Origin of the sequence: Candidatus Palauibacter sp. (assembly GCF_965222475.1) — a bacterium.
In the GTDB taxonomy this organism is placed as follows: domain Bacteria; phylum Gemmatimonadota; class Gemmatimonadetes; order Palauibacterales; family Palauibacteraceae; genus Palauibacter.
In genome coordinates this window covers 999019-1023905 of the sequence record NZ_CBDCUB010000008.1, presented here as the reverse complement: position 1 = coordinate 1023905, position 24887 = coordinate 999019, and the positions used below count along the sequence as shown (strand labels likewise).

General features: G+C 66.9%; 19 protein-coding genes and 1 pseudogene. 8 read left to right on the top strand and 12 right to left on the bottom strand.

Translation table 11 applies throughout. The features are described 5' to 3' along the window. Nucleotides 1-62: 62 nt before the first annotated feature. The 3 genes and pseudogenes from ACOQPP_RS19800 to ACOQPP_RS19790 all read left to right on the top strand — a co-directional run. Nucleotides 63-449: pseudogene (locus ACOQPP_RS19800) on the top strand (bacteriocin fulvocin C-related protein); the annotation flags it as partial. After that, nucleotides 446-1333, top strand: a complete 888-nt coding sequence (locus ACOQPP_RS19795) for a hypothetical protein (protein ID WP_420637290.1) — start codon at nt 446-448, stop codon at nt 1331-1333. The pseudogene ACOQPP_RS19800 and the gene ACOQPP_RS19795, both read left to right, overlap by 4 nt. After that, nucleotides 1330-1533: a hypothetical protein gene (locus ACOQPP_RS19790; protein ID WP_419164627.1), complete on the top strand. Its 204-nt coding sequence runs from the start codon at nt 1330-1332 to the stop codon at nt 1531-1533. Before ACOQPP_RS19795 ends, ACOQPP_RS19790 begins: the two co-directional genes overlap by 4 nt. A gap of 70 nt (nt 1534-1603) precedes the next feature. On the opposite strand, the gene ACOQPP_RS19785 is transcribed toward ACOQPP_RS19790, so the two are convergent. Genes ACOQPP_RS19785 through ACOQPP_RS19770 form a run of 4 tightly spaced genes read right to left on the bottom strand, consistent with a single transcriptional unit; the run spans nt 1604 to nt 5220 of the window. Then, nucleotides 1604-3742, bottom strand: a complete 2139-nt coding sequence (locus tag ACOQPP_RS19785; protein ID WP_420637289.1) for an SUMF1/EgtB/PvdO family nonheme iron enzyme — start codon at nt 3740-3742, stop codon at nt 1604-1606. Further along, nucleotides 3742-4119, bottom strand: coding sequence for a hypothetical protein (locus tag ACOQPP_RS19780; RefSeq protein WP_420637288.1), 378 nt, complete (start codon nt 4117-4119; stop codon nt 3742-3744). Before ACOQPP_RS19780 ends, ACOQPP_RS19785 begins: the two co-directional genes overlap by 1 nt. Nucleotides 4120-4121: 2 nt before the next feature. Then, the gene (locus tag ACOQPP_RS19775) at nt 4122-4904 is read right to left on the bottom strand and encodes a hypothetical protein (protein ID WP_420637287.1); all 783 of its coding nucleotides are present in this window, start codon (nt 4902-4904) and stop codon (nt 4122-4124) included. Next, nucleotides 4894-5220, bottom strand: coding sequence for a PadR family transcriptional regulator (locus ACOQPP_RS19770; protein WP_419164623.1), 327 nt, complete (start codon nt 5218-5220; stop codon nt 4894-4896). Before ACOQPP_RS19770 ends, ACOQPP_RS19775 begins: the two co-directional genes overlap by 11 nt. A 181-nt stretch (nt 5221-5401) precedes the next feature. On the opposite strand from ACOQPP_RS19770, the gene ACOQPP_RS19765 reads away from it, so the two are divergent. From ACOQPP_RS19765 to ACOQPP_RS19750, 4 genes are all read left to right on the top strand, one after another. Beyond that, complete coding sequence (locus ACOQPP_RS19765; protein ID WP_420637286.1) at nt 5402-6427, top strand: hypothetical protein; 1026 nt, start codon at nt 5402-5404, stop codon at nt 6425-6427. Nucleotides 6428-6506: 79 nt separating this feature from the next. Next, nucleotides 6507-7667 carry a hypothetical protein gene (locus ACOQPP_RS19760; RefSeq protein WP_420637285.1) on the top strand — a complete coding sequence of 387 codons (1161 nt, stop codon included), beginning with the start codon at nt 6507-6509 and terminating at the stop codon, nt 7665-7667. Continuing rightward, nucleotides 7668-8804, top strand: a complete 1137-nt coding sequence (locus tag ACOQPP_RS19755; RefSeq protein WP_420637284.1) for a hypothetical protein — start codon at nt 7668-7670, stop codon at nt 8802-8804. It abuts the gene before it with no gap. A gap of 122 nt (nt 8805-8926) precedes the next feature. Continuing rightward, nucleotides 8927-9322, top strand: coding sequence for a co-chaperone GroES (locus ACOQPP_RS19750; protein WP_420637283.1), 396 nt, complete (start codon nt 8927-8929; stop codon nt 9320-9322). 3 nt (nt 9323-9325) lie between these two features. Here ACOQPP_RS19750 and ACOQPP_RS19745 read toward each other — a convergent pair whose 3' ends face one another. Both ACOQPP_RS19745 and ACOQPP_RS19740 read right to left on the bottom strand, forming a co-directional pair. After that, nucleotides 9326-9877, bottom strand: coding sequence for a hypothetical protein (locus tag ACOQPP_RS19745; RefSeq protein WP_419164618.1), 552 nt, complete (start codon nt 9875-9877; stop codon nt 9326-9328). Nucleotides 9878-9881: 4 nt separating this feature from the next. Beyond that, nucleotides 9882-10526, bottom strand: a complete 645-nt coding sequence (locus tag ACOQPP_RS19740; RefSeq protein WP_420637282.1) for a hypothetical protein — start codon at nt 10524-10526, stop codon at nt 9882-9884. 226 nt (nt 10527-10752) lie between these two features. Between ACOQPP_RS19740 and typA the strand changes: the two genes are divergently transcribed. Beyond that, nucleotides 10753-12618 (top strand): translational GTPase TypA, encoded by a 1866-nt coding sequence (gene typA, locus ACOQPP_RS19735; protein WP_420637281.1) that lies wholly within the window; start codon nt 10753-10755, stop codon nt 12616-12618. Between the two features lie 680 nt (nt 12619-13298). Here the strand turns inward: typA and ACOQPP_RS19730 are convergent. From ACOQPP_RS19730 to ACOQPP_RS19705, 6 genes are all read right to left on the bottom strand, one after another. Next, complete coding sequence (locus ACOQPP_RS19730) at nt 13299-14378, bottom strand: IS630 family transposase (RefSeq protein WP_420637280.1); 1080 nt, start codon at nt 14376-14378, stop codon at nt 13299-13301. Between the two features lie 56 nt (nt 14379-14434). Then, entirely contained in the window at nt 14435-14968 is a 534-nt protein-coding gene (locus ACOQPP_RS19725) for a hypothetical protein (protein WP_420637279.1), read from the bottom strand. 245 nt (nt 14969-15213) lie between these two features. After that, nucleotides 15214-18399 carry a DEAD/DEAH box helicase family protein gene (locus ACOQPP_RS19720; RefSeq protein ID WP_420637278.1) on the bottom strand — a complete coding sequence of 1062 codons (3186 nt, stop codon included), beginning with the start codon at nt 18397-18399 and terminating at the stop codon, nt 15214-15216. Next, a complete protein-coding gene (locus ACOQPP_RS19715; protein ID WP_420637277.1) occupies nt 18399-21527 on the bottom strand; it encodes a site-specific DNA-methyltransferase in 3129 nt (1042 codons plus the stop codon). The genes ACOQPP_RS19720 and ACOQPP_RS19715 overlap by 1 nt, the downstream gene beginning before the upstream one ends. Nucleotides 21528-21991: 464 nt before the next feature. Continuing rightward, the gene (locus ACOQPP_RS19710; protein WP_420637276.1) at nt 21992-22732 is read right to left on the bottom strand and encodes a toll/interleukin-1 receptor domain-containing protein; all 741 of its coding nucleotides are present in this window, start codon (nt 22730-22732) and stop codon (nt 21992-21994) included. Nucleotides 22733-22762: 30 nt separating this feature from the next. Further along, nucleotides 22763-24886 carry an AAA family ATPase gene (locus ACOQPP_RS19705; protein WP_420637275.1) on the bottom strand — a complete coding sequence of 708 codons (2124 nt, stop codon included), beginning with the start codon at nt 24884-24886 and terminating at the stop codon, nt 22763-22765. Between the last annotated feature and the right edge of the window lies 1 nt (nt 24887).

Here is a 24887-nt window from a genome sequence, read left to right as displayed (position 1 = left end):
TGGTAACCGGCGCGTGCCCAGGCCCGGAACCCTCGAGTGAGTGAGCACCAAGAAAAGGAGCCCGACTCCGGCGCGAGCATCTCTCAAGGGCGGCCGCGCAAAGCCGCTTCGGCCCCGCGCAGCGAGCACTGATCGAGCGCGTGCGAGGCTGGTACGACAGCTCCGGCGGCCCGGATCCGGAGGAGGTTGCGATCACTGAAGAGGAAGTGCGTCGAGCTTTTGAACGAGAAGACATCGGGCTCGTCTTCCGGCTCCTCGGTCCGATCGCGCAGGCTCCGGTTCGGCCGGCCCCGGAACAGCTGGAGGCGGGGCTCATCTGTCGCTGCCTGTCGGGACCTCTCGACTGCAACGACGGAGCATACTGTGCGCGGGGATGGTGCATCCCTTGGTTCGGGTGTGGTCCGCATGGCCGTTTTCTCTGTCGGGGTAGGTGCCGCAGCCTGTGGTGAGGATCGTGCCGTGCGGGTGGGGACTTGCCGCGCTGGCGGCGCTGCCCGGCTCCCTGTGGGCGCAGGAGATCGTCCCGATCTCCACGGAGATCCCGGAATGCTCCGTGAGGCTTCGGGAGGCGGTGGCCTTGGGGGCGTTCGACGACCCCGGAACCATATCCTTCCCGGCTCAGATCACGCGCCTCCGGACGGGCGAATATGCCCTCGTCTCGTGGCTGAACGGGGCGGAGATCATGGTCTTCGATTCGACCGGCCAGTATCGGCGTAGCCTCGGTAGGGCCGGGGACGGGCCGGGCGAATTCCTCGACCCGGGGCTCGGCAAGCTCCGAGCAGCCCCGGCCGGACACCTCTTCGTCTTGGATCCCGGGCTGAGGCGGATCACGCATCTGTCGACAGCTGGCGACGCGTTGGAGACCGTGGATCTGGGAAGCTTGTTGGCCTTCAACTTCCTGCCCCTGTCCGACGCGGGGCCGTTCGCCGTCGGTGGCTGGGGCGACAACCACGACGCGACCATCCAAGTCGTCGACACGGAGGGTGGTACGCTCGCCGACCTTTCGGCTCTCGCCGGCGAACGGTGGATGCGACAACTGTTTTTTTTCCCATGGATGTCGACGCGCTCGGTCGGGTGTGGTGGGCGCATCCGACGGAGTACGTTGTCGAGGCGAGACTCCCGGGAGACTCCGCAGGATGGATCCGGCTTGAGGGCCGCCCTGGCTGGTTCCTGCCCGGTCCGCCCGGTCCGGGATTCCCCCTCGACGACCCTTACCCCTCGGTCATTGGTGCGCTCCGCGTCCACGATGGCTTGGTGTGGGTCGGAACAATGGTCGCAGATCCCAACTGGGCGGAGTACGGGGAGCCATCCCTGTCCGAACCGTTGGACATGACCCGGCTGCTCGACACGGTCATCGAGGTTATCGATCCGGGAACGGGGGAGATGGTAGCCCGGGCGGTGCACGACGAAGTTCTGGCGTGGACGGGTGACAAGGCGTCCCTTTATTCGGTGCGGGAGGATGGAATCGTTCCGCGGGCGGTGCTGTTTTCGCCGTCGCTCGTCGGGCGGGAGTGTCCGACGAGCGGAGGATAGCCGCTCCCGCAGCGCTCTGATGCCCCGGCAAGGGCCGTGAACCGAGCCTCGCCGGGCGGGGCGGCCGCCCTCAGTCGAGGGTGAGGGCGACGCGGAAGCCTGTCCCGCCGCCTACCTGCGGGTGGGCGTGGCGCTCTTCGGCGGTGGCCAGGATCCCCCCTCCGCTGCGCCACGCCGAGCGCACGGTCCAACGGAAATAGCTGAACGCGCCGCCCCTCCAGGTGGGACGCAGGCAGCGGCCTTCGCTCCAGTGACGGGACGCTTCGCGGACCGGCGAGCCATCGGTCGGAGCGTCCTCGTACGTGGAGATCCAGCAGTCGGCCACGAGTTCCTGCACGTTGCCGAGCATGTCGTGCAGTCCCCACGGATTCGGCGGCAGCGATCCCGTGGGCGCGGTGGACCCCACCTCCCACTCGAGCCCGCACTCCTCGCACACCGCGTGTCCGCTCCCGACCTCGTCTCCCCACCAGCGGGCGGTCGTCGTCCCGGCGCGGGCCGCGTATTCCCACTCGGCACTGCTCGGCAGCCGGTACGCGCGGCCGGTCAACTCCGCCAGCCAGGCGAGGTACATCTCGGCGTCGAGGAGGGAGACGTGGATCACGGGACGGTCGCCCCGCCCCCACCCCCTGTCCGTGGGCCGGTAGTCGCATCCCCCCGCCGCGACGCAGCGGTCCCACTCGTCGAACGTCACCTCGTACTTGCCGATCGCGAACCGGTGTCCGAACTCGATCCGCACGCGCGGACGCTCCCTCTCCCGGCTGAACTCCGGCCGCTGCGGCTCCCGGTCGAGCCCCAGGCGCCGGTCCTCGCCCTCGGCCCGTCCCCTCACGAACCCACCCGGCGGCAGCTCCACAATGGTCGGACAGAGGTCACAGTCCCTGAATTCGCGCAGACCCGCCGGGTTGGGCTCGGGCGGACGCCTTGGCGGGGCCGACGCCGCGGCGGAGGGCGATTGTGTGGACCCGCCGCGCAGCACCGACCCGATCCGCCGGGCCGGTCTCCCCGCGGCGAGCGCGCCACCACCGGGCGTGCCTGTCCCGCCCGCCGCCGCCGCGTCCGCCCCGACGTCATACAGCGACACTCGCACCTCCCCCGTCTCCATCACCGGCCGCACGGCCACCAACCGCGACGGCGACGCGAACCCGACGGGGATGGCGGGGATGTCGAGCGTCCCCAGGTATCCGCCTCTGGCCCCGATCACGTCGATGACCTCGGGGATGAGACCGCGCACCCGGCGCGACACCCACAGCCCGCCCGCCGGATCGGACGTGAACCCGACGATGGGAGACAGCGTCTCCTCGTATCCGGTGGCGTCGACCACCTCTTCCGCCGTCACCCCGCACTGCCGCATCAGGCCCCGGTACGGACCCACGCCGAACGAGAGCGACGCGACCGCCATCCCCCGCGTGACCGCGATCGCAGGGGCCGCCGCCCGCCGTATGCTGGCGAAGACCCCTCCTTGTGCGTAGCCGTCGATGCGGAACCCGTCGCCGTTCACGAACCAGAGTGTGTCGCCGCGGCTTGCCCACACCACATCCGGCGCAAACACCTTCGGGGCGGGCATGGACGCGCACGGCAGCTCCATGAGCGAGAGCTCCCGCCGGACGATGTGGATCGGCTCGGACCCGGGCGGCGTGTGCACCGCCAGCGTCTGCTCCATCGACAGGTCCGCCGTGGCCGCTCCCACCGTCACGAACCACGCCGCCCCGCCCCCCTCACCGACCGCGAAACCGGGGCCGAAGTAGCTTGCCGGAAGCCTTTCCTCCCCCTCGAACGTTCCGCTCGGGGACCAGCGGCTGAGCACGCCGCGCCTCGCATCGAGCGCCACGAGCGTCCCGCCCGGTGCCAGCGTTAGCGCGGACACGCCCCGAAACTCGCCCGGACCCTCGCCCGTCCGCCCCAGCGCCTCCACGAAGGCGCCCGAGGCGTCGAACACCGCGACCCGCGCGCCCGTCATGTCCGCGGCGTAGACGCGCCCGGCCACCGGATCCGCCGCCACCCCCCACGGGAGCGCCGTAAGGGAGCTGTCCGGCGTCATGAGGTCGGCGATGTGGACCGCCCCGCCCTCGAACGGCGCGTCGGCCGCCTCGTTGTCGAAGATCGCCACCCCCGCCGAGTCGCGCCGCGACATGCCCCCAATGCCCTCTTCCGGCTCCGGGCCGCAGGCTCCCAGGGAGAGACCCGCCGCGATCAGCATCCGCGACCGCATCAGCGGGTCGCGGCCGGATCCCGGCGTCCCTGCGCGAACTGGAGCCCGAGCCAAGCCACCGCGGCGATCCCCAGAAGGAGGAACCCGACGATGGAGGAGCCGAGGGCCACCTGGATTCCGCTCCAGGCCAATCCCGCAGACACCTCCCCGGCCCGGGAGATGAAGTCGGCCATCTTCCAGACGCCCACCAGTGAACCGAGGAGGCCGAGGCACGCCGCGAGGGCGCCGAGGATGAGGATCGAATGGATCCGCAGTCCGGAGCCCGCCGGGTCGCGCCGAACCAGTCCGACCGTTGCGCGGCTGATTTGCACCAGCATGAGTACGAGGACGATCCAGAGCGGGTACTGGATGACGCCGAGTGATGCGAAGAAGGACATCATTACCTCCGCGTGGCTGAAGTCCGTGCGGACGAGGTCAGGGTGAGTGGCGAAGGGGCGAATAGCCGGGAGATGCGGCCCTCGATCGTCTCGTCGCTGATGAGGCGCGGTGTGATCGCGAGCCAGCCGAAGAGTCCGCAGATCGCCGCGCCGACCCCGAGCGCGGCGAAGGAGACGCCGCGGCGGACCGCCTCCCAGAGGGCCGGTGTCGCAGCGGCTTCGGCTTCGAGCGCACCGAGGGCGGTGTAGCCCTCCCACGCGGCACCCAGCGCCCCGAGGGCGACCGCAGCGACGACGAGGCCGACCTGCCGTTCCCACAGGCGTCGACGCGGCTCGGGGCGGAGATCGCCGTCGATCCACAGGCGTTTGGCCGCCCGGGTCCAGTTGGTGGCGAGGAACGCGACAACAGCCACCTGGGGCCACGCCAGAATGGCGGCCGCGCCGGCCGGGGCGTGCCATCGAACCGCCACGAGGGCCGCGGCGCCGGCCAGGATCGTGGCCCCGGCGATGCCGACACGTTCCGCCCGGTCCAGCCACCCGGCCGCCCGCAGCCGGCGGCCCAGAGCCGGCGCATGCTGCGCCTCAAGCTCCGAGAGAGCCTCCTCCGTCGGGACGAGCTGCCGCAGCGCGGCGCGCCGGGCCCGGGCCGGGCGGTGACCGCGACGCTCCAGCGCCTCCTGCAGCGCCTCCGCGTCCGCGCCCAGTTCCTCGATCAGCTCGAGACGGCGTCGCGGCGACACCTTGAGGCCGCGTTCGACCTCCTCCAACGGGTGCTTACGCCGCATGGGTCCCCCCCAGCAGCTCGAACAGGAGTCGAAACTGCCGCTCCAGATCGGCCGCCCCGTCCGCGAGTTCCTCCCGCCCGGCACGGGTGATCTCGTACGTCTTGCGACGGCGACCTTCGCCGTCCCAGGACCCCCTGACCTGCCCCTTGGCTTCCAGCCGGTGCAGGATCGGGTACAGCGTCCCGTGCTGGAAGGAGAACGCGCCCGCACTGCGCTCCTCGACCGAGAGCGCGATCTGGTAGCCGTGGGCGGGCCCGCGTTCCAGTACCGCGAGCACCAGAAGCTCGTTGATTCGCTTGCTCAGCCTGACCTGCATGTTTCCGTCTCCCATGGCGGGGAAGCGGTTCGATCTGCGTTCGGATCGGAAGATATAAAGAGAATCTTTATATTGCAAGCCTTCATATCGGCACCATCCCCATGATGAAGTCGTGTCGATGGCGGGTATCCCGGGCCGGGTCTGGTGACGAGATTCCGGTGGGAACGGATCAGGGAGGGCAATGTTTACGACGTGCATCTATTGCCACGCGGATCTCAAGCGGAACGAGGCGATCGAGGACTTCCCGGTCGGCCGCCGTCTCGCCTTCGACGGGTCGAGGGGGCGCCTCTGGGTGGTGTGCCGGCGCTGCGAGCGCTGGAACCTCTCCCCGCTGGAGACGCGGTGGGAGGCGATCGAAGCGTGCGAGCGCGCGTTCTCGAGCACCCGCATGCGCGTCTCCTCCGACAACATCGGGCTCGCGAAGATCAGGGAAGGACTCGAACTCGTCCGGGTCGGCGACCCCGTCCGCCAGGAGTTCGCGGCCTGGCGTTACGGCGACCAGTTCGGCCGGCGCCGTAAACGGGCCATGTTGATCACCGGAGCCGTCGCGACCGCCGCAGGGGCTCTCGTGGTGGGAGGCGCGCTGTCCCTGGGCGGACTCTGGCTGACGAGCAGGGTGACGAAGACGTGGTACCTCAATCGCGTTGTCCTCCGGACCCTGAATCAGCGCGGAGCGCCGGTCCGGGTCCTGCGGAAACACCTCTACACATCTCGTCTCCTGCCCGATCGCGAGGGCCGTGGCTGGGGGCTGCGCGTCGATCACCGTCCGGGCTGGAGCGGGGGGGACGGGCGAAGCACGATGATCATCCACGGACGCGAGGCGATGGAGCTCGCCGGAAAGTTGATGGCGAAAGCCAACCGGCGCGGAGGCAAGGAGGGTGCGATCCGCACGGCGGTGAGGCGGATCGAGAGCGCCGGCCACCCCGAGGTGTTTCTTCCCGAGGCGGCGGAAATGGCGTCGCGCGTCTTCCAGGAAACCGCCAAGGACCACCTGCCCGCAGGAAGCATCGAACGACTCCGCAAACCTCTGCCCGGTACGCTTGCCGGCATGAGCGAGAGCCTGCGGCTGGCGATCGAAATGGCGACGCACGAGGAAGCCGAACGCGAAGCCCTCGAGGGAGAACTCAAGGAACTCGAAGCGCGGTGGCGCGAAGCCGAGGCGAATCGCACGCATCGCCGACAAGCTGCTCGTCCCGGAGAGCGTTGACAGCTTCATCGCCGAGGAGCACGAGCGAATCGACGTCGACCCCGCGAAACCACCGAAGAACGTCCGGAAGAGCGTCTGAGTGTATACGACGTGCATCTTCTGCCACGGCGACCTCGACCGGAACGAAGCCATCGAGGAGTTCCCGGTCGGGCGGCGGCTGGCGTTCGACGGGGCGAAGGGAAGGCTCTGGGTCGTGTGCCGGCGCTGCGAACGCTGGAACCTCTCGCCGCTGGAGACCCGGTGGGAGGCCATCGAGGCGTGCGAGCGGGCGTTCGAGAGCACCCGCATGCGGGTCGCCTCCGACAACATCGGACTCGCGAAGCTGAAGGAAGGTCTCGTACTCGTGCGGGTGGGCGACCCCGTCCGCCAGGAGTTCGCCGCGTGGCGCTACGGAGACCAGTTCGGCCGGCGCCGACGGCGGGCCATGCTCGTCACCGGCGCCGCTGTGACCGCAGGAGGGGCGATCGCCATCGGCGGTGCAGTGGCCGGCTTCTCCCTGGGAGCCTTCGGAGGAGTGCCCGCAGCGATGCAAAGCTGGTATCGGGAGCGCTTAATCCTCCAACTCAGGGACGAGAGTGGCGACCCCATCCAGATATTGAGGAAGCATCTCTACACGTCTCGCCTCGTGCCCGAGAACGATGGGCCCGGCTGGAGCCTTCGGGTCGATCACCTTCCTGGCTGGGACAAGCGCTCCGACAGGCTGCGCGCATGGTTTTTGGGCCGACCGAAGGGGTTCAGAGGCCAGCGGGAGACGATGATCGTACACGGCCCCGAGGCGATCGGACTTGCTGGGCAACTGATGGCTCACGCCAACCGTAGGGGAGGAGCCGCGCGCGCGGTTCGTCAGGCTGTCGCCCGGATCGAGGACGCTGGTCACCCCGAGGCGTTTCTCCCGAAGGCGGCCGAGGTGGCACTCCGCGACCTGCGGCAATCCAGGAAGCGGAAGTGGTCCCCAAAGAAGATTGAGAAGATGTCGAAGCCGCTTCCAGGCTCGCTGGCAGGCCTGAAGGTGGACATGCGGCTGGCCATCGAGATGGCAACGCACGAGGAGGCCGAGCGCGAGGCGCTGGAGGGAGAACTGAAGGAGCTCGAGGCGCGGTGGCGAGAGGCGGAGGAGATCGCCCGCATCGCCGATAATCTCTTTGTCCCCGAGAGCGTCGACAGCTTCATCGCCGACGAGCGCGAGCGAATCGACGCCGCCCCCGCGAGCCCGACGAATGACGTCCGGAAGAAGGTCTGAATGTATACGACGTGCATCTTCTGCCACGGCGACCTCGACCGGAACGAGGCCATCGAGAAGTTCCCGGTCGGGCGCCGCCTCGCCTTCGACGGGGCCAAGGGGCGGCTCTGGGTCGTCTGCCGGCGCTGCGAACGCTGGAATCTCTCCCCGCTCGAGACCCGCTGGGAGGCGATCGAAGCGTGCGAGCGCGCCTTCCGCGACACCCGCACGCGGGTCTCCTCCGAGAACATCGGACTCGCGAAGCTGAAAGAGGGCCTCGTACTCGTCCGGGTCGGCGATCCCGTCCGCCAGGAGTTCGCGGCGTGGCGCTATGGCGACCAGTTCGGCCGGCGGCGCCGACGGGCGATGCTAACCACCGGAGCGGCCTTGACCGCAGGAGGGATACTCGTCGCCGGCAGCGTCGCAGCGGCCGTCGTGGCCGTCCCGACAACGATGGGGGGAGTCTGGACGATCCCCAAAGCGATGGAGCAGTGGTATCGCAGTCGTGTGATCCTCCGTCTCAGGGACGAGTTCGACGAACCGATCCGGGTCCAGCGGAAACACCTCTACACGTCGCGCCTCGTCCCGAGCACCGACGCCTCGGGATGGGACATCCAGGTCGATCACATCCCCGGGTGGGACAAGTGGGCGAGGACTACGAAGCGAAAGAACCGGCGACACACGATGATCGTGCACGGCAGCGAGGCGATCGGGCTGGCCGGGCAGCTCATGGCTCATGCGAACCGGCGCGGTGGCGGGCGGAAGACGGTGCGTACGGCCGTGGCCCGGATCGAGGAGGCCGGTCATCCCGAAGCTTTTCTCCCGGAGGCGGCGGATCTGGCGCTGCGTGATTTCTCCAAGTTACCCAAGTCAAAGCTCTCGACCCTGAATCCCGAGCAACTAATGAAGCCCCTGCCGGGCACGCTGGCGGGACTCAAGGTGGATGTGCGGCTGGCGATCGAGATGGCGACGCACGAGCAGGCCGAGCGCGAGGCGCTGGAGGGAGAACTGAAGGAACTCGAGGCCCGATGGCGCGAGGCGGAGGAAATCGCCCGCATCGCCGACAAGCTGTTCGTCCCCGAGAACGTGGACAGCTTCATCGAGGAGGAGCGCGCCCGCCTCGAACCCGACTCCAAGGGCCGGATTTCGACGCGCTGAAGCCTGTCCGGAGGCGGTCCTGCGCCCTATCGTGCCGGATCGGGGGCGCCGGGACCCGGCGATCCGGCGTCGGCCCGCCCCGCAGTCCACCCGCCACGGAAGGGACGCCCGCAGGAGAGGCCGTGAGCGATAAGAGACTCATCGTCGTCGGAGACCGTGTGCTCATCGAACCGCTGGAGGGCGAAGAGCGCACCAACGTCGGCCTCTATCTGCCTCCCACCGCGATCGACAAACAGGCCGTGCAGGCGGGCACGGTGGTGGCGGTGGGCCCCGGTACGCCGGTGGGGCCACCCGCGGAACTGGGCGATGAGCCGTGGAAGATCGGCGCAACCGAGGCGCGCTACCTCCCCATGCAGGCACGGCCGGGCGACTACGCCCTCTTCTTCCGGAAGGCCGCGGTCGAGATCACCTTCGAGGGCACCCGGTATCTCGTCGCACCACAGGGCGCGATCCTCACCCTCGTGCGCGAGGAGGAGCGGGAAAAGGCCTCGGAGGGGTTCGACCCCTCATTCCTCTAGCAGCTAGCGCTCGACGGGGCCGATCCGGTCGGGGCGGAGCGAGTGGCAGTTCACTTCCCAGGCCGAGACCGGAGCCTGCAGCGAGCCGCCGCCCCCCGCGTTCGTGCCGTCGGCTCGCCCCCGCAGCCGCGCCACCGCCCGTCCGGCCATCCCCCCGCGGGCCGTCCGCAGCGCTACCGCGCCCCGCACTTCGGGGCTCGACCACACGAACCACAGGGTGTCGGCCCGGGGGAACCAGCGCGTCTCCAGTCGCGAGAGGTCCAGGTCGGCCTCCAGCGGCACGGCGCGGTAGGCGTTCATCTGCCTCCCGTACTCGTCCACCGAGTCGGGGAACAGCATGAGGGATCGCACCACCGGGGGGTCGCCGTCGGGCGCTTCGCCGTCCTCGTCCGCGACCCAGCTGTCGAACTGGAGCCGGTGACAGCCGACATAGTCCCACACGCGGAGATCCGGAGGCTCGGGCGGCGGTTCGGACGGCGCGTCACGGAAGCGGAGCCAGAGCGAAGCCCACACGAAGGCGATCGCCAGCCCGGCCACCGCCACCAGCCGCGACAAGCGGCTACGCCTGTCGGTTCGGAGGCGGGACGACGAGCGCCGGCAACCTCTCGTGCGCTCGGCCGGTGAGGGCGGTCTCGACATCGGCCGCCGGAACGCGGCCCGCCTCGAGATTCTCCGGCGAGACCCACGCCTCGCTGTTGAGGTCGACCCGGAGCGTCATGTGCCCTCCCGGCGCGACGAAGATCGCGGTCGGGAGACGGGTCTCGATTGCGAGCCGTTCCTCCCCGACCCGCAGGTGCACGGGATCGGGGAAGCTGCGACCCCCGACCTCCGCGCCGCCCTCGATGCGCGCCAGGCCCCAGCCGCCGACGATTCTGAGGTACGGATACGTTCCCGCGGGAACGTCGATGGGCGGGTGCAGGAAGAGGGCGCCCCCGGCGTCCTGGAGTTGGAGATCGACCTGCGTCGGCACGCCGAGGTGGACCCAGTCGCTCCCATCCCGGGAGATCGAGACCCGGAAGTCCGCGCTGAGCCGTCCTTCGAAGGAGCCCCGCGCCCCGACGCCATCGTCCGCCACGACGACGTTGAGCGTGCCCATGAACACGGCTTCGGGCCGCGTCGCGTCCGCGCAGCCGGCCGCGAGCAGGGCGACGGTGAGGAGCGTCGTGCGGGTCTTCAGCTTCGTGAAAGCCAGCGTATTCTCCATGCGTGGAACGCGAGGACCGTAAGGTCAAGCTTCATACCCGCCAGCCGCACCATGGTGCCGGGGTAACCTAGCAGACCCCGCGCAGCCATGCACAACAGGCGCGGCCGTTCCCCGGGCCCGGCTTTGTGGTTCGGAGCCGGGGGCGTAGGATCCCCTGCCCCGCGACGACCGCGAGCAGGACCACGAGCAGGACCACGAGCAGGACCACGAGAACATCGAGGCCCGTTTGACGCCCCAGAGACGGGACATCCGGAACGTCGCGATCATCGCCCATGTCGATCACGGGAAGACGACCCTCGTCGATCACATGCTTCGGCAGGCGGGTGCCTTCCAGTCCCACGAGCGAGTGAAGGACCGGGTCATGGACTCCAACCCGCTGGAGCGGGAGCGCGGGATCACGATCCTCTCCAAGAACACGGCGGTGCGCTGGGGCGAGACCCGCATCAACATCGTCGACACGCCGGGCCACGCGGACTTCGGGGGCGAGGTCGAGCGCATCCTGAGGATGGTGGACGGCGTGCTCCTGCTGGTGGACGCGGCCGAGGGCGCCATGCCGCAGACGCGTTTCGTGACGCGGAAGGCCCTCGCACTGGGACTCGCGCCCATCGTCGTGATCAACAAGGTCGACCGGTCCGGGCAGCGCGCTGCGGAGGTGCACGACGACGTGCTGGAGCTGTTTCTCGAGTTGGACGCCACCGAGGCTCAACTCGACGCGCCGTTTCTGTATGCGAGCGGGAGGGAGGGATGGGCGGCGCGGGAGATCGAGGCGCGCGGCGGAGATCTGGAGCCGCTGTTCGAGACGATCGTTTCCGGCGTCCCCGCCCCGGCCGGCGACGCCGCGGGGCCGTTCCAGATGCTGGCTTCGACCCTGGATCACTCCGCCTACGTCGGACGCATCGCGATCGGCCGCATCGAGCGGGGCGCGGTCGCCGAGGGGGATCGCGTCGTTCTGCTTCCGCTCGGAGAGCCGGGGGCCGTCCCGGCCGACGAGGCGATCCCGTCCCGCGTACTCCGCATCTACGGATTCGAGGGGCTGAAGCGGATCGAGATTCCGCACGCGGGCGCCGGAGACATCGTGGCGCTGGCCGGGCTCGAGGGCGTGGAAATCGGCCAGACGGTGGCCGACCCGGACCACCGGGAGCGTCTGCGGGGGATCGCCGTCGAGCGGCCCACCCTCGCGGTCGACTTCCGGGTCAACGACGCCCCGTTCGCCGGGCGGACGGGGAAGTACGTCACCACGCGACAGCTCCGCGAGCGCCTCTTCCGCGAGCTGGAGCGGAATGTCGCCCTCCGCGTCGAGCCCACGGAATCGCCCGACACCTTCGCCGTCTCGGGCCGCGGGGAACTGCACCTCACCATCCTCATGGAGACGATGCGTCGCGAGGGATACGAGTTCTCCGTCTCGCGCCCCCGCGTCATCCTGCGCGAGGGTCCCGGCGGCGAGATCCTGGAGCCGTACGAAGAGGCCGTGGTCGAAGTCCCCGCGCAGATGGTCGGCGTGGTGATGGAGAAGATGGGGGGCCGGCGCGCGGAACTCCTGTCGATGCGGCCGACGGACCAGGGGCCCGTTCGGCTCGACTTCAGACTCCCTGCGCGGGGCCTGTTCGGATACCGCTCCGAGTTCCTCGCCGACACGCGCGGCGAGGGCCAGTTGCACCACCGCTTCCTCGAGTACGGACCCCGTGCGGGCCATCTCGAACACCGGCGCAAGGGCGTGCTGGTCGCCGACCGCCCGGGGACGTCGGTGGCCTTCGCTCTCTTCAATCTGCAGGAGCGGGCCGAGATGCTGGTGGGGCCCGGCGTCGAGGTCTACGGCGGGATGATCGTGGGGGAGCATGTCCGCCCCGGCGACCTCGAGGTCAACGTGTCCAAGGGCAAGAGGCTCACGAACATGCGGGCCGCGGCCGCCGATGAGAACGTCCGCCTGGAGCCGCCGCGCGTACTGACGCTGGAACTGGCGCTCGAGTTCATCAACGACGACGAGTTGATCGAGGTCACGCCCGACGCGATCCGCCTCCGCAAGCGCCTCCTGGGCCCGACCGAGCGGAAGAAGGCGATGCGGCGGGCGGCCGCGGAGGCCCGCGAGGGCTGACGCCCGTGGCGCCGACGCCCGCCGGCGCTGGTTCTGGATCCCAAGATAGTTGCTCACCGGCGCGAGATCTCGAGCCATCATGGGAGTCTCCGTGCCCCTGTATCGGCCTATGCCAATTGAAAGTCCGATTTTCGATTGGCATGAGGCTTCACAGGGGACTCCCAACAACCACCCCAGGCAGGAACCTCAGGTCGGATTCCTGGCTAGCTTCCCTTCGTTGCGGTGATGATCCAGAGTCCATGCGACTTGAGGCGGGTTTGGTCCAGAGCGGGGCGCAGCCGCCAGCCATGAGTCGCCACTCCGCTGGCACGCGTGAGCCGCCTGAGCTCGTTGGGCCAGAGGTTCGCGCCGTCCGTTATAAGGAGCCCAACCTGTGCAGGGAACCGATCCGGAATCGTCCCCGCCAAGCGGCCCCTGACGATGCTGAGCCCGCTCCCGCCCTCGCCCAGGCTGTCCCCTCGATGGAACGCGACGCTGATCCGCGGATTGCCCACAAGCGCAGTGTGCGCGTCGGCCGCACTTGAACTCGCCGCAGGGGCCGGGGGAAGGGTGCGCTTCATCCGGTTCCAGTACGGGACCAGCCGCGCGTTGACGTCGCAGTACAGGATCCGGTCGACGAAGGGGCGAGAAGCGCTGCGGACGCCCGCACATCGCGACCGCGGGCGGGATAGAAGCCGACGCTAGTGTAGTGCCGCTAAAGTGGAGTTCGCACGGTTCACTTTCGCCAGGATGTCCTCCACGGCGGCGGTCCACTTGAACGGCGCCGGGTCCCGGTTCCGGTCGTCGATGTAGGCCGTGATCGTGTCGGTCAGCTGCTTCACGCTGGTCACGGCGAGCCGCTTGAGCCGGCGCTGCGCCAGCTCCGAGAAGAAGCGCTCGACGAGGTTGAGCCACGAGGACGACGTGGGGATGAAGTGGAACTTCACCCGGGGGTGCTTCTCCAGCCACGCCTCCACCTTCCCGTGCTTGTGCGTCGAGTAGTTGTCGAGGATGACGTGAAGGTCCAGCTCCGGATCGACCCGCGTCTCCACCTCGGCCATGAAGCGGAGGAACTCCCGGTGCCGGTGGCGGGGCATGCACTTGTGGATCGCCTCCCCGGTCGCCACGTCCAGCGCCGCGAACAGGGTCGTCGTCCCGTGGCGCTTGTAGTCGTGCGTCATCGTGCCGCACCGGCCCTTCTTCCACGGAAGCCCCGGCTGCGTGCGGTCCAGCGCCTGGATTTGGCTCTTCTCGTCGAAGGCGAACACGACCGCCCGCTCCGGCGGGTCCACGTACAGCCCCACCACGTCGCGGAGCTTCTCCACGAACTCCGGGTCGGTCGAGAGCTTGAAGGTGCGCGTGAGGTGGGGCTTCAGCCCGTGCGCGCGCCACACCCGCCCCACCTGGCTGTGGTGCACCCCGGCCGCCTCCGCCATCAGGCGCGTGCTCCAGTGCGTCCCCCGCGGAGGCTTCTCCTCCAGCGTCCGGCGCACGATCTCAGCCTCCACCTCCGGCGTGATGCTCGTTCGCGGACGCCCCGCGCGGGGCCGGTCCTCCAGTCCCGCCGGACCGTCCGCCTCATACCGGTCCAGCCAGCGCTTCACCGTCGGCGGCGAGACGCCCACCTCCCGGCGTAGAGCCCGGGCCGACAGGCCGTCGGCCGAGCCGAGGATGATCCGGGCGCGCTCGACGCGCCGCTGCGGGGTCGTGCGGGCCCGAACCCAGCTCTCGAGCTCCTTGCGGTCCCCGGGTCGCAATCGGATCCTTCGTATCTTGGGCATGCATGAAAGATAGCACCCCCTCAACGTTATGTACATCGCTCTTTAGCGGCACTACACTAGGCAGCTTCGGGTGCTCCACCGACCAGTTGTCCCCTGCCCAAGTCCAAGCGGCTGAGAAACTCGAAGTAGTTCATCATGAACTTGCGGAGGTCTTCCGGCTCAACGGCGACGAAACGGAAGGCCGGGTATCTCTTCTCAGAGAGGAACATGATGTCGTTGATCTCCCGACCCCTGGTCCCCCTGGTCACGATGTTGGCGTGTGCCAGGGCGTTGCGCATGATCCTCACCACACACTCTGCCCTGTAGTCGGGTTGCATGGGCTCGGCGCTTGCGAATGCCGGAACAAAATCCGGTGCTTGTGCTCTAACGTCTTCGACCTCGCCCGTCCGCCACGTCGATGCCCCGTCGAGCCAGAGTTGAGACGAAGGGAAGGTTTTCTCAAGGAGTCTGTTGTACTCGGAGGCCGCCCTCTTGTAGCGGCGGCGATCATCCGACGGATGCGGGGTTCGGCTTCCCTTTCTGAGTCGCTCGTAGGGAACGGTCAGACCGACCGTCGTGATCGAGAGAAGGTGGGTCACCTCCAGATCCATACTTTGCGTCGTGGAACAAAGCTCCCTGAGCAGCCTCGAACATCGGCGAGGAAAGTCGCTCACGTAATCCCGGTACATAACCATTCCGATGTCCTTTTTTGGGGGGTCTCCAGAGCGCTGCCGGAATGCAGAACCTCCGACAATCGTTGTTCAATGCGCACCAGATGACCAGAGAGGTGCGAGGGACACGTCAAGTTCCGTGGGGAAGACGCGACCTCCGCCACCCCTGCTGCTCCAAGGCGACGCTATGGAGCGAGGAGGGTCTCCATGTAACGGCGGCTTGGGTCTGGGAAGAGGATGTTCTTCCGGGCGAAGTCCTCGGGGCTCCAAGAGCCGTCGTCGTAGCGCGGGCGAAGTTCGGCGTGGGAGGTGGCGGACACGATGTATGAGTCGAGAGACACCGTGCCGACGGGGACGCCGCTGCGCTCGGCGATGGCGTCCGCGAGATCCGCGAGCCGCTCGTGTAGGCGGGCCCTCTCATCCTCCGCGTAGGCGCGGGCGTGGAGCATGCCGTGCGGTTCGACGAACACGACGCGCTGGTGCCCCCCGTCGATCAGCCAGACGATGAAATCCGGGTAGAAGCCGCGTCCCTCCAGCGAGAAGCCCACGCCGCGGCCCCGGGCCTGGTTTCGGAGCAGGAAGAGTTCCGCTTCAGGGTGGAGGACGCTGCCCGAGTCCCGCCACCAGTCGCGGAGGTCGCGCACGAACCGCTTCTCGCTCTCGTTGAGGGGCGGCGGGGAGATCTTCACGTCGGCGTTCGAGGACTCGATCAGCAGCGGCTGGTACAGGTGGCGGTCGAAGTGGATGCGGGCCAGCGGGCCGAGTTCCTGCTCGTAGAGCTTGCCCCGCTGTTCGATGAGTTCGACGATCTCGTCGCGCAGAGCGCGGTCGGCGTGCGGGATCGTCACGACGTAGTGGGGCTGCGGCCCGGCGGGCCAGGCGCTGGCCGCCTCCGGGTCGACATTCAGGAGAAGATTGGGGTCGGCGCCGTCCACCTCGCGGTACTTCATGCGCTCGGCCTCCCACGTCCGCCGCTCCATCTGCCAGCACCGATCCGCAGTTCGCCGGAGCACGGCGTGCACGATCGCCTGCAGATCCTCGCGGTCGTGCCAGTTCCGGGGCTCGAACACGTGTTCGTCGGCCGACACCGTCGCGGCTCCGTTCTCGACGAGCGACCGCAGGCCATCCGGCCCGGGGACGGCCAGCGGCCGCATCCCCTTCTGTCGCCGGTGTTCCATGAGGTCGAGGTACGCCCGCTCCCAGTCCACCAGCCCCAGCGGTAGCTCGGCGGCGGGTCGCGTGTGCCCGGCCGCTCCCTCGATCGCCTCGCTGCCTCGGGCCCCGCTCTCCCACGAGGAGGCGCGCGTAGCGCGGTCGATCTTCACCGGAAGTCCCGCGCCGGCGCCGAGCGCGAAGTTCGCCTCGGTCTCGAAGTCGCTGCCCTCCGGGAGGGCCGGAACCACGAGTCCTCGGCCCAGGAACTCCTCGTTGGCCCGCACCGGCACGCGCAGCGTCACGCTGTCCCTCGCCTCGAGTCCCTCCCGCTCCAGATAGGTGCGGAACTTCTTCATGTAGTCGGCGCGCACGGCGAAGATGTTGAGGGTTTCCAGGAGCCCCACCTTGTCCGGGTGGGGGCCGTCCAGATAGGCGCTCCGTTTGAGCGACATCCCCCTGCCCTTGAGCCGCACGCCCCGGCCGAAGAGCTGGATGATCTCGGAGCCCTCGGCCCGTCCCACGTTCATGAGGCCCATGTTCGACACGCGCCACGAGTTCCAGCCCTCGACGAACTTCTTGGCGCCGATGAGCACGTTGACGGTGGCCCCGGCCTCGTTGACCCGGCCGAACATGGAGCCGCCCACGGCGTCCGGCTCGAAGCTGATCCCCGCGTCGGCTGCCAGCGCCAACTTCTTGAACTTCGACGTATCGCCGATGTAGGTGAGGCCGAAGTAGTCGTCGGATCCGGACGCCTTCAGACCGATTTCGCCCGGAGCGCCGCGAATGTCGCACAGACGCAGACCCCCGGGACCCTCCGCGTGGAACACGGTGCGGAGGATGTCGGCGTAGATCTGGTCCGGGGACTCCCCGAGCTTCGCCAACTCGTTGAAGCGGTCCGCGAACAGGTCCACGTTCCACGCCGCGTACAGCCCCGACTCGCCCCGCAGCAGCCTCGCGATGGTCTCCCGCGCCCAGGCGGGCTCGTTGAGCACGCGGTGGAGGAAGAGTTGCACGGCGAGCACGTCGCTCGTGTCCCGCCCGCGCCGCCTGTAGACCGCGTTAACGCTCCCGCCCACGAAGACCCACAGCGGCTTCTCCAGATTGTAGGCGCGCAGCGCGGCGGCGCTCTCGCCGTGGGCGCGGAGCTGCTCGTAGAAGGAGAGGAGGTTGCCGAACAAGAGCTGGTCGGCCAGCTCCGGCGGCGGATCTTGCCCCGACACGTTGAGGACGCGGAAGTCCTTTCCGAACCCGTCCCGGTGGAAGTAGGGGTACGAATAGTCGAACAGGATCGACTTGCCGTAGTCGAGGGTGAGTTGGTTGTCGCGCGCCGCCGCCAGCGCCTGCCCGAAGGTGGCGCTGTACTCGAAGGTGAAACCGCGCGCGGCCACTGCCTCGCGCACCGCCCGCCACGCTTCCCCGCTCGCGCCCCGGTGGCCCTCGTCCACGAATACGAGGTTGCGGTCGCCGAGGGCGTCCACCTCGATGCTGACGCCCGTCCCCTTCCCGCGGCGCTTGTCGACCAGCTTCGTGATCTCGGTCACCCGCACTGTACGGCGTCCGCCCGCGAGGAGCCCGGCCTCGCCGAAACGCGCCGAGGGGATGCCGGACGCGGCCATCTCTTCCATATGCTGGGCGCTCAACCCTTCGTTGGGCGTGATGAGGATGATGTTGTCCAGGCCCTCTGCCCCGCCGTAGTGCAGGAACTGAAGGTAGTTGAGGTGCATGATGAGCGTCTTGCCGCTCCCCGTCGCCATCCAGAACGCAAGCTTGTTCAGGTCGTCCGGCGTGATTTCCCGGATCGGGTAGGAGGTGCCCAGGCCGTGCACCTTCTCCCGGACATAGCGGTGGATCTCCCGCGCGAGAGCTTCCGGGGCGGTGGCCCGCCGATCGAGGAAGAGTTCCGCGTACAGCGCCGCGAGTTGCTGGAAGTACCGCAGGGTGATCGGCTCGCGCCGTCCTCTGTTTATGGAGTCGAGGCGGCGTCGCACGTTGTCGTCGTAGCGGGCCAGGTCGCTCGGCTGAACCAGCAGGCGTTCCCGGCTCGCGAGCATGCGGGCCACATGGCTGCGGCCGTCCTCATACCCCTCGCGCGCATCCTTCAAGGCGTCGAAGAGCGCCTGGTTGGTCTCGAACCCGAACTGCCGGTTCGCCCAGCCCAGCAGCAGGAGTTCCGCCTCGAGGCGGCGGAGAATGGTGCTGGGGCGACCGGGGGTCATCAGCCGTCCGTGGACGCGAACATGCGCTGCTTGAAGAGGTTCTCCAGCGGACGCGCGTCCTCCACCATAGAGTCGCCGTTCATCCAGATCTCGTCCGCCCCCGCCGTCATCTCGTGCTTCGCCACGAAGTCCCGGTCCCGCTCCCGGTCCTCCGCCGTCCATCCCTCCGTGTCGCGCCAGATGACAACCGCAGATCTACCGTCCCGCGTCTCCCCCGCATAGACGAGATACCGGCGGCCGTCGTCCTCGTACGTTCGGCGTGTGCGGACGGCGAGCCCGAGCAGGTAGTTGAAGGTCTCCGCGAGATCCACGATCTCCTCCGCGCCGTCCCCGTGTCCGCCCAGCCGAAGCTTGTAATCGAACGGCCGTTCCAGCGCCGCGACGTTGAGCAGCGTCGCGCTCCCCTTCGTTTCCCATTCGAGCATGTAGCGCAGCAGGTAGTCCTCCAGCTCGAACAGGCTCTCCTCGCCTTCTTCGAACTCGATGTTGTTCAGGGCGTCCTCATAGCTCTCCAGGCGGAAGTACTTGATGATGCGCGGGCCGCGCTCGGACTCCTCCGCCGTGGCCTCCCGCTTCGCGGTCCCGTTCGTCCACTCGGGGGAGAACGCCACCTTCTTGAGCCGCGGCATGACCACGGTGTCGAAGTGCTTGCCCATCTCCACTAGGATGAACTTGCGGCGACCGCCATCTTCCCGGTTGAGGTTGATGACGGCGTGCCCGGTGGTGCCGGAGCCGGCGAAGTAGTCGAGTACATGCGCGTCACCGTCTGCTCCAACCGACGCAATGGCATCCCCTACCGTGTGAACCGATTTGGGATAAGGGAACATATTCGGAGTTCCCATGAGATCGGTCAGCAGGTTGGCACCGTAAGTACTCGCATTGTAGCGGGTATCTGTCCAGTTGCTAAACACCGCAGCTGCTCGATCCTCCGGCTTCAGGGTGTGATAGATTGTCATTCTGGCGGTCGCCGTCAACTCACCATCACGGACTAGCGTACGACACGATTCGTACGCTCGCCGCCATACCCTTTCGCTGCCGTCCTTACCCATCGGGTAAACCCGCACGTACCCGTCTTCTGTCGGTTCTCGCGGATAGCTCGCATCCTCCGCCGACGGCGGAGGCTCGATTCCCACCACTCGACGCGAGTCAGGGTCTACCAGTATGGCGTAGAAGCTGTTCGGACGACCTGCGCGAAAGTTGCTCGCGGCCGTACCACTCCTCTTGAAGGGCCGATTTTCCACATCGGACGCCGCGTGGCGTGCTCTCAGAACTCGCCCTCCTCTCACGCACGTGACCATGTATTCGTGCGTCGCAGCCAGAGTCTTGGCCTTTCCCCCTTGAGGATGATGATTCACGATGATCATCTCACGTGCGAAATCCGGCATCACGGTATCGACAACGGCGCACAGGTTGCGCATTTCAAAATCATCAATGGCAACAAAGGCAACAGCATCGTCCCGCAGCAGAGTTCCGCTAATGCTCAAACGATCCGCCATTAGTGTGAGCCAAGACGAGTGCAGGTAGCCATTTCGATAGAGAATCTCGGAATCGCCGGTGTTGTAGGGAGGATCGGTATAGATGCAAGCCAGGTGGCTTCTGTACCTCTCCTGCAGCAGGTTCAGCGTCTGCCAGTTCTCGCCCTTCGTGGCCACCGCGTCGGTCATGTCATCGATGTCGCCAACGGCAGCGAGGATGTTGTCAACAAACGTCGAGTCGAAGTGTCGGGTGTCGAGGAGAATCCCTGGATTCCGTTCCAAGAAGTCGCGGCGGGCAACCGGATCTTCTCCCTCGGCGAACAGGGTGTCGTCATCCACGATGCAGCCCAGGGAGCGCCACTCGTCCCACTGCGCTTCGCACTCCAGGACGCGGGATCGAAGCTCCTCGGGAAGCAATCGGACGGCCACGCAGTACTGCGCGTCCACGACGAACTTACGCTTTTCCCAGAGCATCTTCTGGAAGCCTTCGATCTGGGCAAGGAAGTCGATGATGTTTCCGCCCACCTCGCGGATGACGCGCAACTTGTCGAGCCAAGCGTCGGCCCTCGTCTCGCCCCCCGCTTCGAGCGCACCGAGCCCCAGAACCTCCGACTTGAGATAGTAGTCGAGTTCCCGGCCGAGGAACGCCTTCAGATCGCGGTGGATGAAGTAGTCCGAGGTGACCTTCCGAGCAAAGCGCTGTGCGTGGTGCGCGAACAGGGTCGGCGCGGCGTCGTCTTCACCCACCGCTGTCTTGTCCAGCAGCGCCAGCGCCGCTTCCGGCATCGCGGCGAGCGCGTCGGCAACGGTTGCTTCGGCGCGTTCCAGAATGGCTTCCTGCTGTCCTTTCCCTCCGAGATCCTTCGCCTCGGCCGAGGTCAGCGGACGATATTCGAACGGCAGGTCCAGCAATCGGCGATCACCGTCCCACTCCGCAGTATCGGGCAGGGGGAAGAAGAACCGTTTCTTGCCCTTAACGTCGTCCCGCTCGACGTGCGCCGAGCGCAGGAAGAAGCGGACGGAGATTCCCGATGGAGTCCGGTACGTGTAGTCCTTGAAGTGCTCCGCCGACTTCACGTAGTATTGGTCGCGGTTCGCCCAGTGGAAGTGGACCTCCTCGCCGTTGTACGGGACGACGTAGGGGTGCTCCCACGAGTAGCGCCGCTTCGGAACGAAGTCGCCGTCCTGGTAGTACCGGCTGAAGAACGCGTACAGGTGGTTGTAGATGTCGCGGCGCACGTCCCCGGCGGACTCGGAATGGCGGGCCCGCTCGCGCGACAGGATGTACGTCTTCCCGAGCGGGGTCTCCTCGTACTTGACGAGTTCTCCGCTCGGCGCGATCGCGTCCTCTCCGAAGGACTCCACCACCTGCTGCCGCGTTTCCTCGAAGACGTCGGCACGCTTCGCCTCCGTCTCGAGCGCCCCTTGGCTCACGGCCTCCTGGATGGCACCCGGCAGCTCCCGGTCGATGTAGCGGTCGATGACCTCCCGCTTGTGGTTCATGATCCGGTAGATGCCGAAATCCAGATCCGCGCAGTCGAACTGAAACAGCTCGCGCAGGAGCTGCTGGAACCGGCCCTGCTCCTCCGGCGGCGGCGAGGGCGGTGTCGGGGCGTTCTTCGGTGCCCACCGCTTGTGGAACGGTGTTCGCACCACCCTACGGCCCCCGGTCCGACGGAACGGGTCTGCAGGGATTCGACGGGGTCCATGTGCCGCGCAGCATGGAACGGAGTTTGCGCCAGAACGCGGCGTGAGGCAATGCGCGCACCGGCAGGCCCATGTCACAAGAACGCCGTGGCCCGAGAACCCCTGCCCTTCGAGCAGCTGGTAGCCCGCGCCTGCGACGATGGAATCGTCCCAGTGGCACGCACGACATCGGTCCCGGCGCACTCGCCGCGCGTGCCGTCACCTGCCGGTTACGACTCCCTTTCAGCTCCGCACATCCGATCAGCCGAAGCGTTAATCCCCTCAGAGTTCAGCACCCCGGGGGCCGGAGAAAGCGCGACCCGGCCCGTGCGTACGGGACACCGCTTACACCATCGGACTCACCCAATATCGGAGTGGTGCGCGGCAATGTATCCCGTCACGCCACGGCTCCTCATTCACATAGTGAGTCGTCATTGTCTGTACGTTTCGCTTTCGCGCTCGGCCAGTTCTTCGGGACTGGGGATGTATCGTTCGTTCTTCTCAATCTGGTATTGCAGGATCCGTAGCGTCTCGGGCTCAATGTTGTTCTCATGTTCACGGATGAACTCTGGCAGATACTCAGTCCTACACTGCCAGGCAGACCAGATCTGTGGGTTCTCCACCGCCGCCCCGGCTAGGGTCTGCGCCTCCCAAGAGGTGAGGAGCGGAAAGAGTGGCACCAGTGGGCTCATTAGGAACTCCGCACGCCGAAAGCATCCTGCATTGGCCGCTCGTCGAATCAGAGTGGGCAAGATTTGCCGCGGAACGGCGTCGGCCAGTCGCTCAAACAACGGCTCCACATGAAGATCATAGGTTACGCCGTCGCTGCCGATATAACCACATTGAACATCTGCGAAGAACCCGAAGGACACGGTCTCATCAATTGAAAGCGGCGCGATAACGACTTCTGGGCGAGATACGATGAATCCCGCTTCTTGCGGTGCCCACTTCGAGTGTACGAAGTTCTGGCTCAAGAGGGGCACGAACAGGTCACAGCGTCCCAATTCCTGGAGGATCCGGCGTCGCCACTTCTCTGATACTTGTATATTTTCGTGTGCCAAGAACGCCTCAATCCCCACCGCCCGTAGCTCTCTCTTCACCTGCCGCGCCCACCCGCGATCCGTGTGCGAATACGAGACGAACGCGTTTACTACAGTCAACTGATCGGCCATCTCATCCTCTCGTGCGGTCGGTAGTGGTCGTCACTGCCTAGAATCGAACTTGCCAAGCCTCTCATTGAGGGCCGCCAAGAGCGCTGCCGCATCATCAAGAACTTCCTTCGGCGGTTCGCTTCGTCCTTCCGCCCATGACGTAACCAGGGACTGAGCCACCAGCGCCTTCCAACCGTCCGGGAGTTGGATTCCTTGGCGGCGCGCCGCAGCCTTGATCTGACTTGGCAAGCTTCCGGCACTCCGATCAACTTCGTCGAGTTGGAAGGCGCTCTCCAAGACTTCCCCGACCGCGGAAACAACCAAGGCTTCCCCTAGGACATCTTCAATTTCCACGTCGTCGCCGGGTCGCTTCAGCACCTCGTCGAGCATCACAATGTCCGACCCAGAATCAACGTAGAGTGCCTTCATCAGGGCGTCATGCCGGACTCGTCCCGCATCGTCGCCGTCCAAGAGCACGACCGGACGAACCCTGTGACCGAGAAACAGGGATGCCAAGCGTCCAACGTTCTTGGTTCCCCCGCAGGGCGTAACGTGAACGTCCTCGGGCAATGACGCGCGACCCGATTTCGCACACAGCTGCGACAACGCATGCAGGTAGTAGAAGTCCGTCATCCCCTCCACCAGCAGGTTGCTGTGGTGCTGGAATAGCCCCCGGATCATTGCGTATCCTGCGGCGGCCTGTAACGGGAAGATGGTCTCTTGATCGCTCGGCCACGTCCCAGAGCTGATGCACGAATGCCCCCGCTCGTCCTCGGTCACCGGCCTGACCCGGTGCAGGTGCTCGCCGTCAATCAGAAAAGGAGAATGCGTCGTGTAGGCGAGAAGGTGGTCCTTGGCAAGTCTCTCGAAGAACCGAATCAACTCCTGCTGCGCCGTCGGGTGCAGGTGCAGGCCGGGCTCGTCGAGAAGCAACATCGCGTCCTTGTGTCCTCCTTGCGATTCCGCGAGGAAGACGAGATAGAACGAGAAGAACCACTGGAAGCCCTTGCTCCGAGCCTCGAGTTCGATCTCGACATCCGGGCGGCGGTCATCGGCAACCCAAATGCGGAGGTAATCTCCATCGGCGTGATACCGAATCTTATGCCGCCTTTGGGACCACCACTCCGAGAACCTCCGGCTGATGTCGTTCGAGGCTGAATTAAGCTTGATCGATCGTTCCTCCATGCGCTCTTGGTCGCGTTTGATCTGCTCCGGCGTCGGTTGCGCGCCGCGATCTCGGGCGCTCCTCGTCTCTCCCTCGCCGAGCTCGGCGATGTCCCTCGGATCGAGGCCTACATGCCCGAACATCGCGTTGATCGTTCGTACACGTGGCTCGGCCGGCTCCCGGTCGAGGTCGTCGATGAATCGAGGCAGCCAGACTGCACCATCCAGAATCCCGTAGTTCTCGAAGTAGATCAGTACTGGCAGTGCCTGTTCGATCAATTCGTCAACCCTGGCACGTACCGAAGGTTCGCTCGCCGCCTCGCGGATGGGCCTCAGCGATTCCTGTAGGGCCTCCACCATGTCGGCCGTAGCCGGCTCGCTCCATTGTTCTGCCGCACTCGCCACCCGGGCCAACAACTCTTCTCCATCGGCACCCCTCAGATCCGTTACGGCACTCAGCTCGGCCTGACACTCCGTTGCCCACGCTGCTATCTGGCCGCGCCGCTCCCTCCAATATTCCTCCTGAGCGGGGTCTGGCACCGGCACGCGGCGCGCTCTCTTCGCAAACTGGTCGAGCGCATCGAGCGCGTCTCGGGGCGTCACCGGGCCCTCGCTCATCTCGGGGTCGTATTCGCACTCGAGAGTTCCATCGTAACGGCGCGTCGCGATGACTTTCCCGGGAGCCTCCGCTCCCTCCTCTAGGAAGGCCGCAATTTCAGCCCGGAGATCCTCCGGAATCTCGAACTCAACCGAGCACACCGGCCAATTCGCTCCCCGTGATCCGCTGGACACGTAGTCGCGCGTGTAGCGGTCGCGTGGGAACTCGCGTTGCGCGTCATACGGCTCCGGCGTCGCAGGATTGAATTTGTGGAGTGCCTTAAGCAGCGATGTCTTGCCGGATTCGTTGCGGCCAACGAAGGCTGTGACCTTCTCCAGCGGGATCCAGCCGCTATCATCGATATTGCGGTAGTTCCGAATCCGGAACCGAGTAGCGTTCATCCTCGCGCCCATT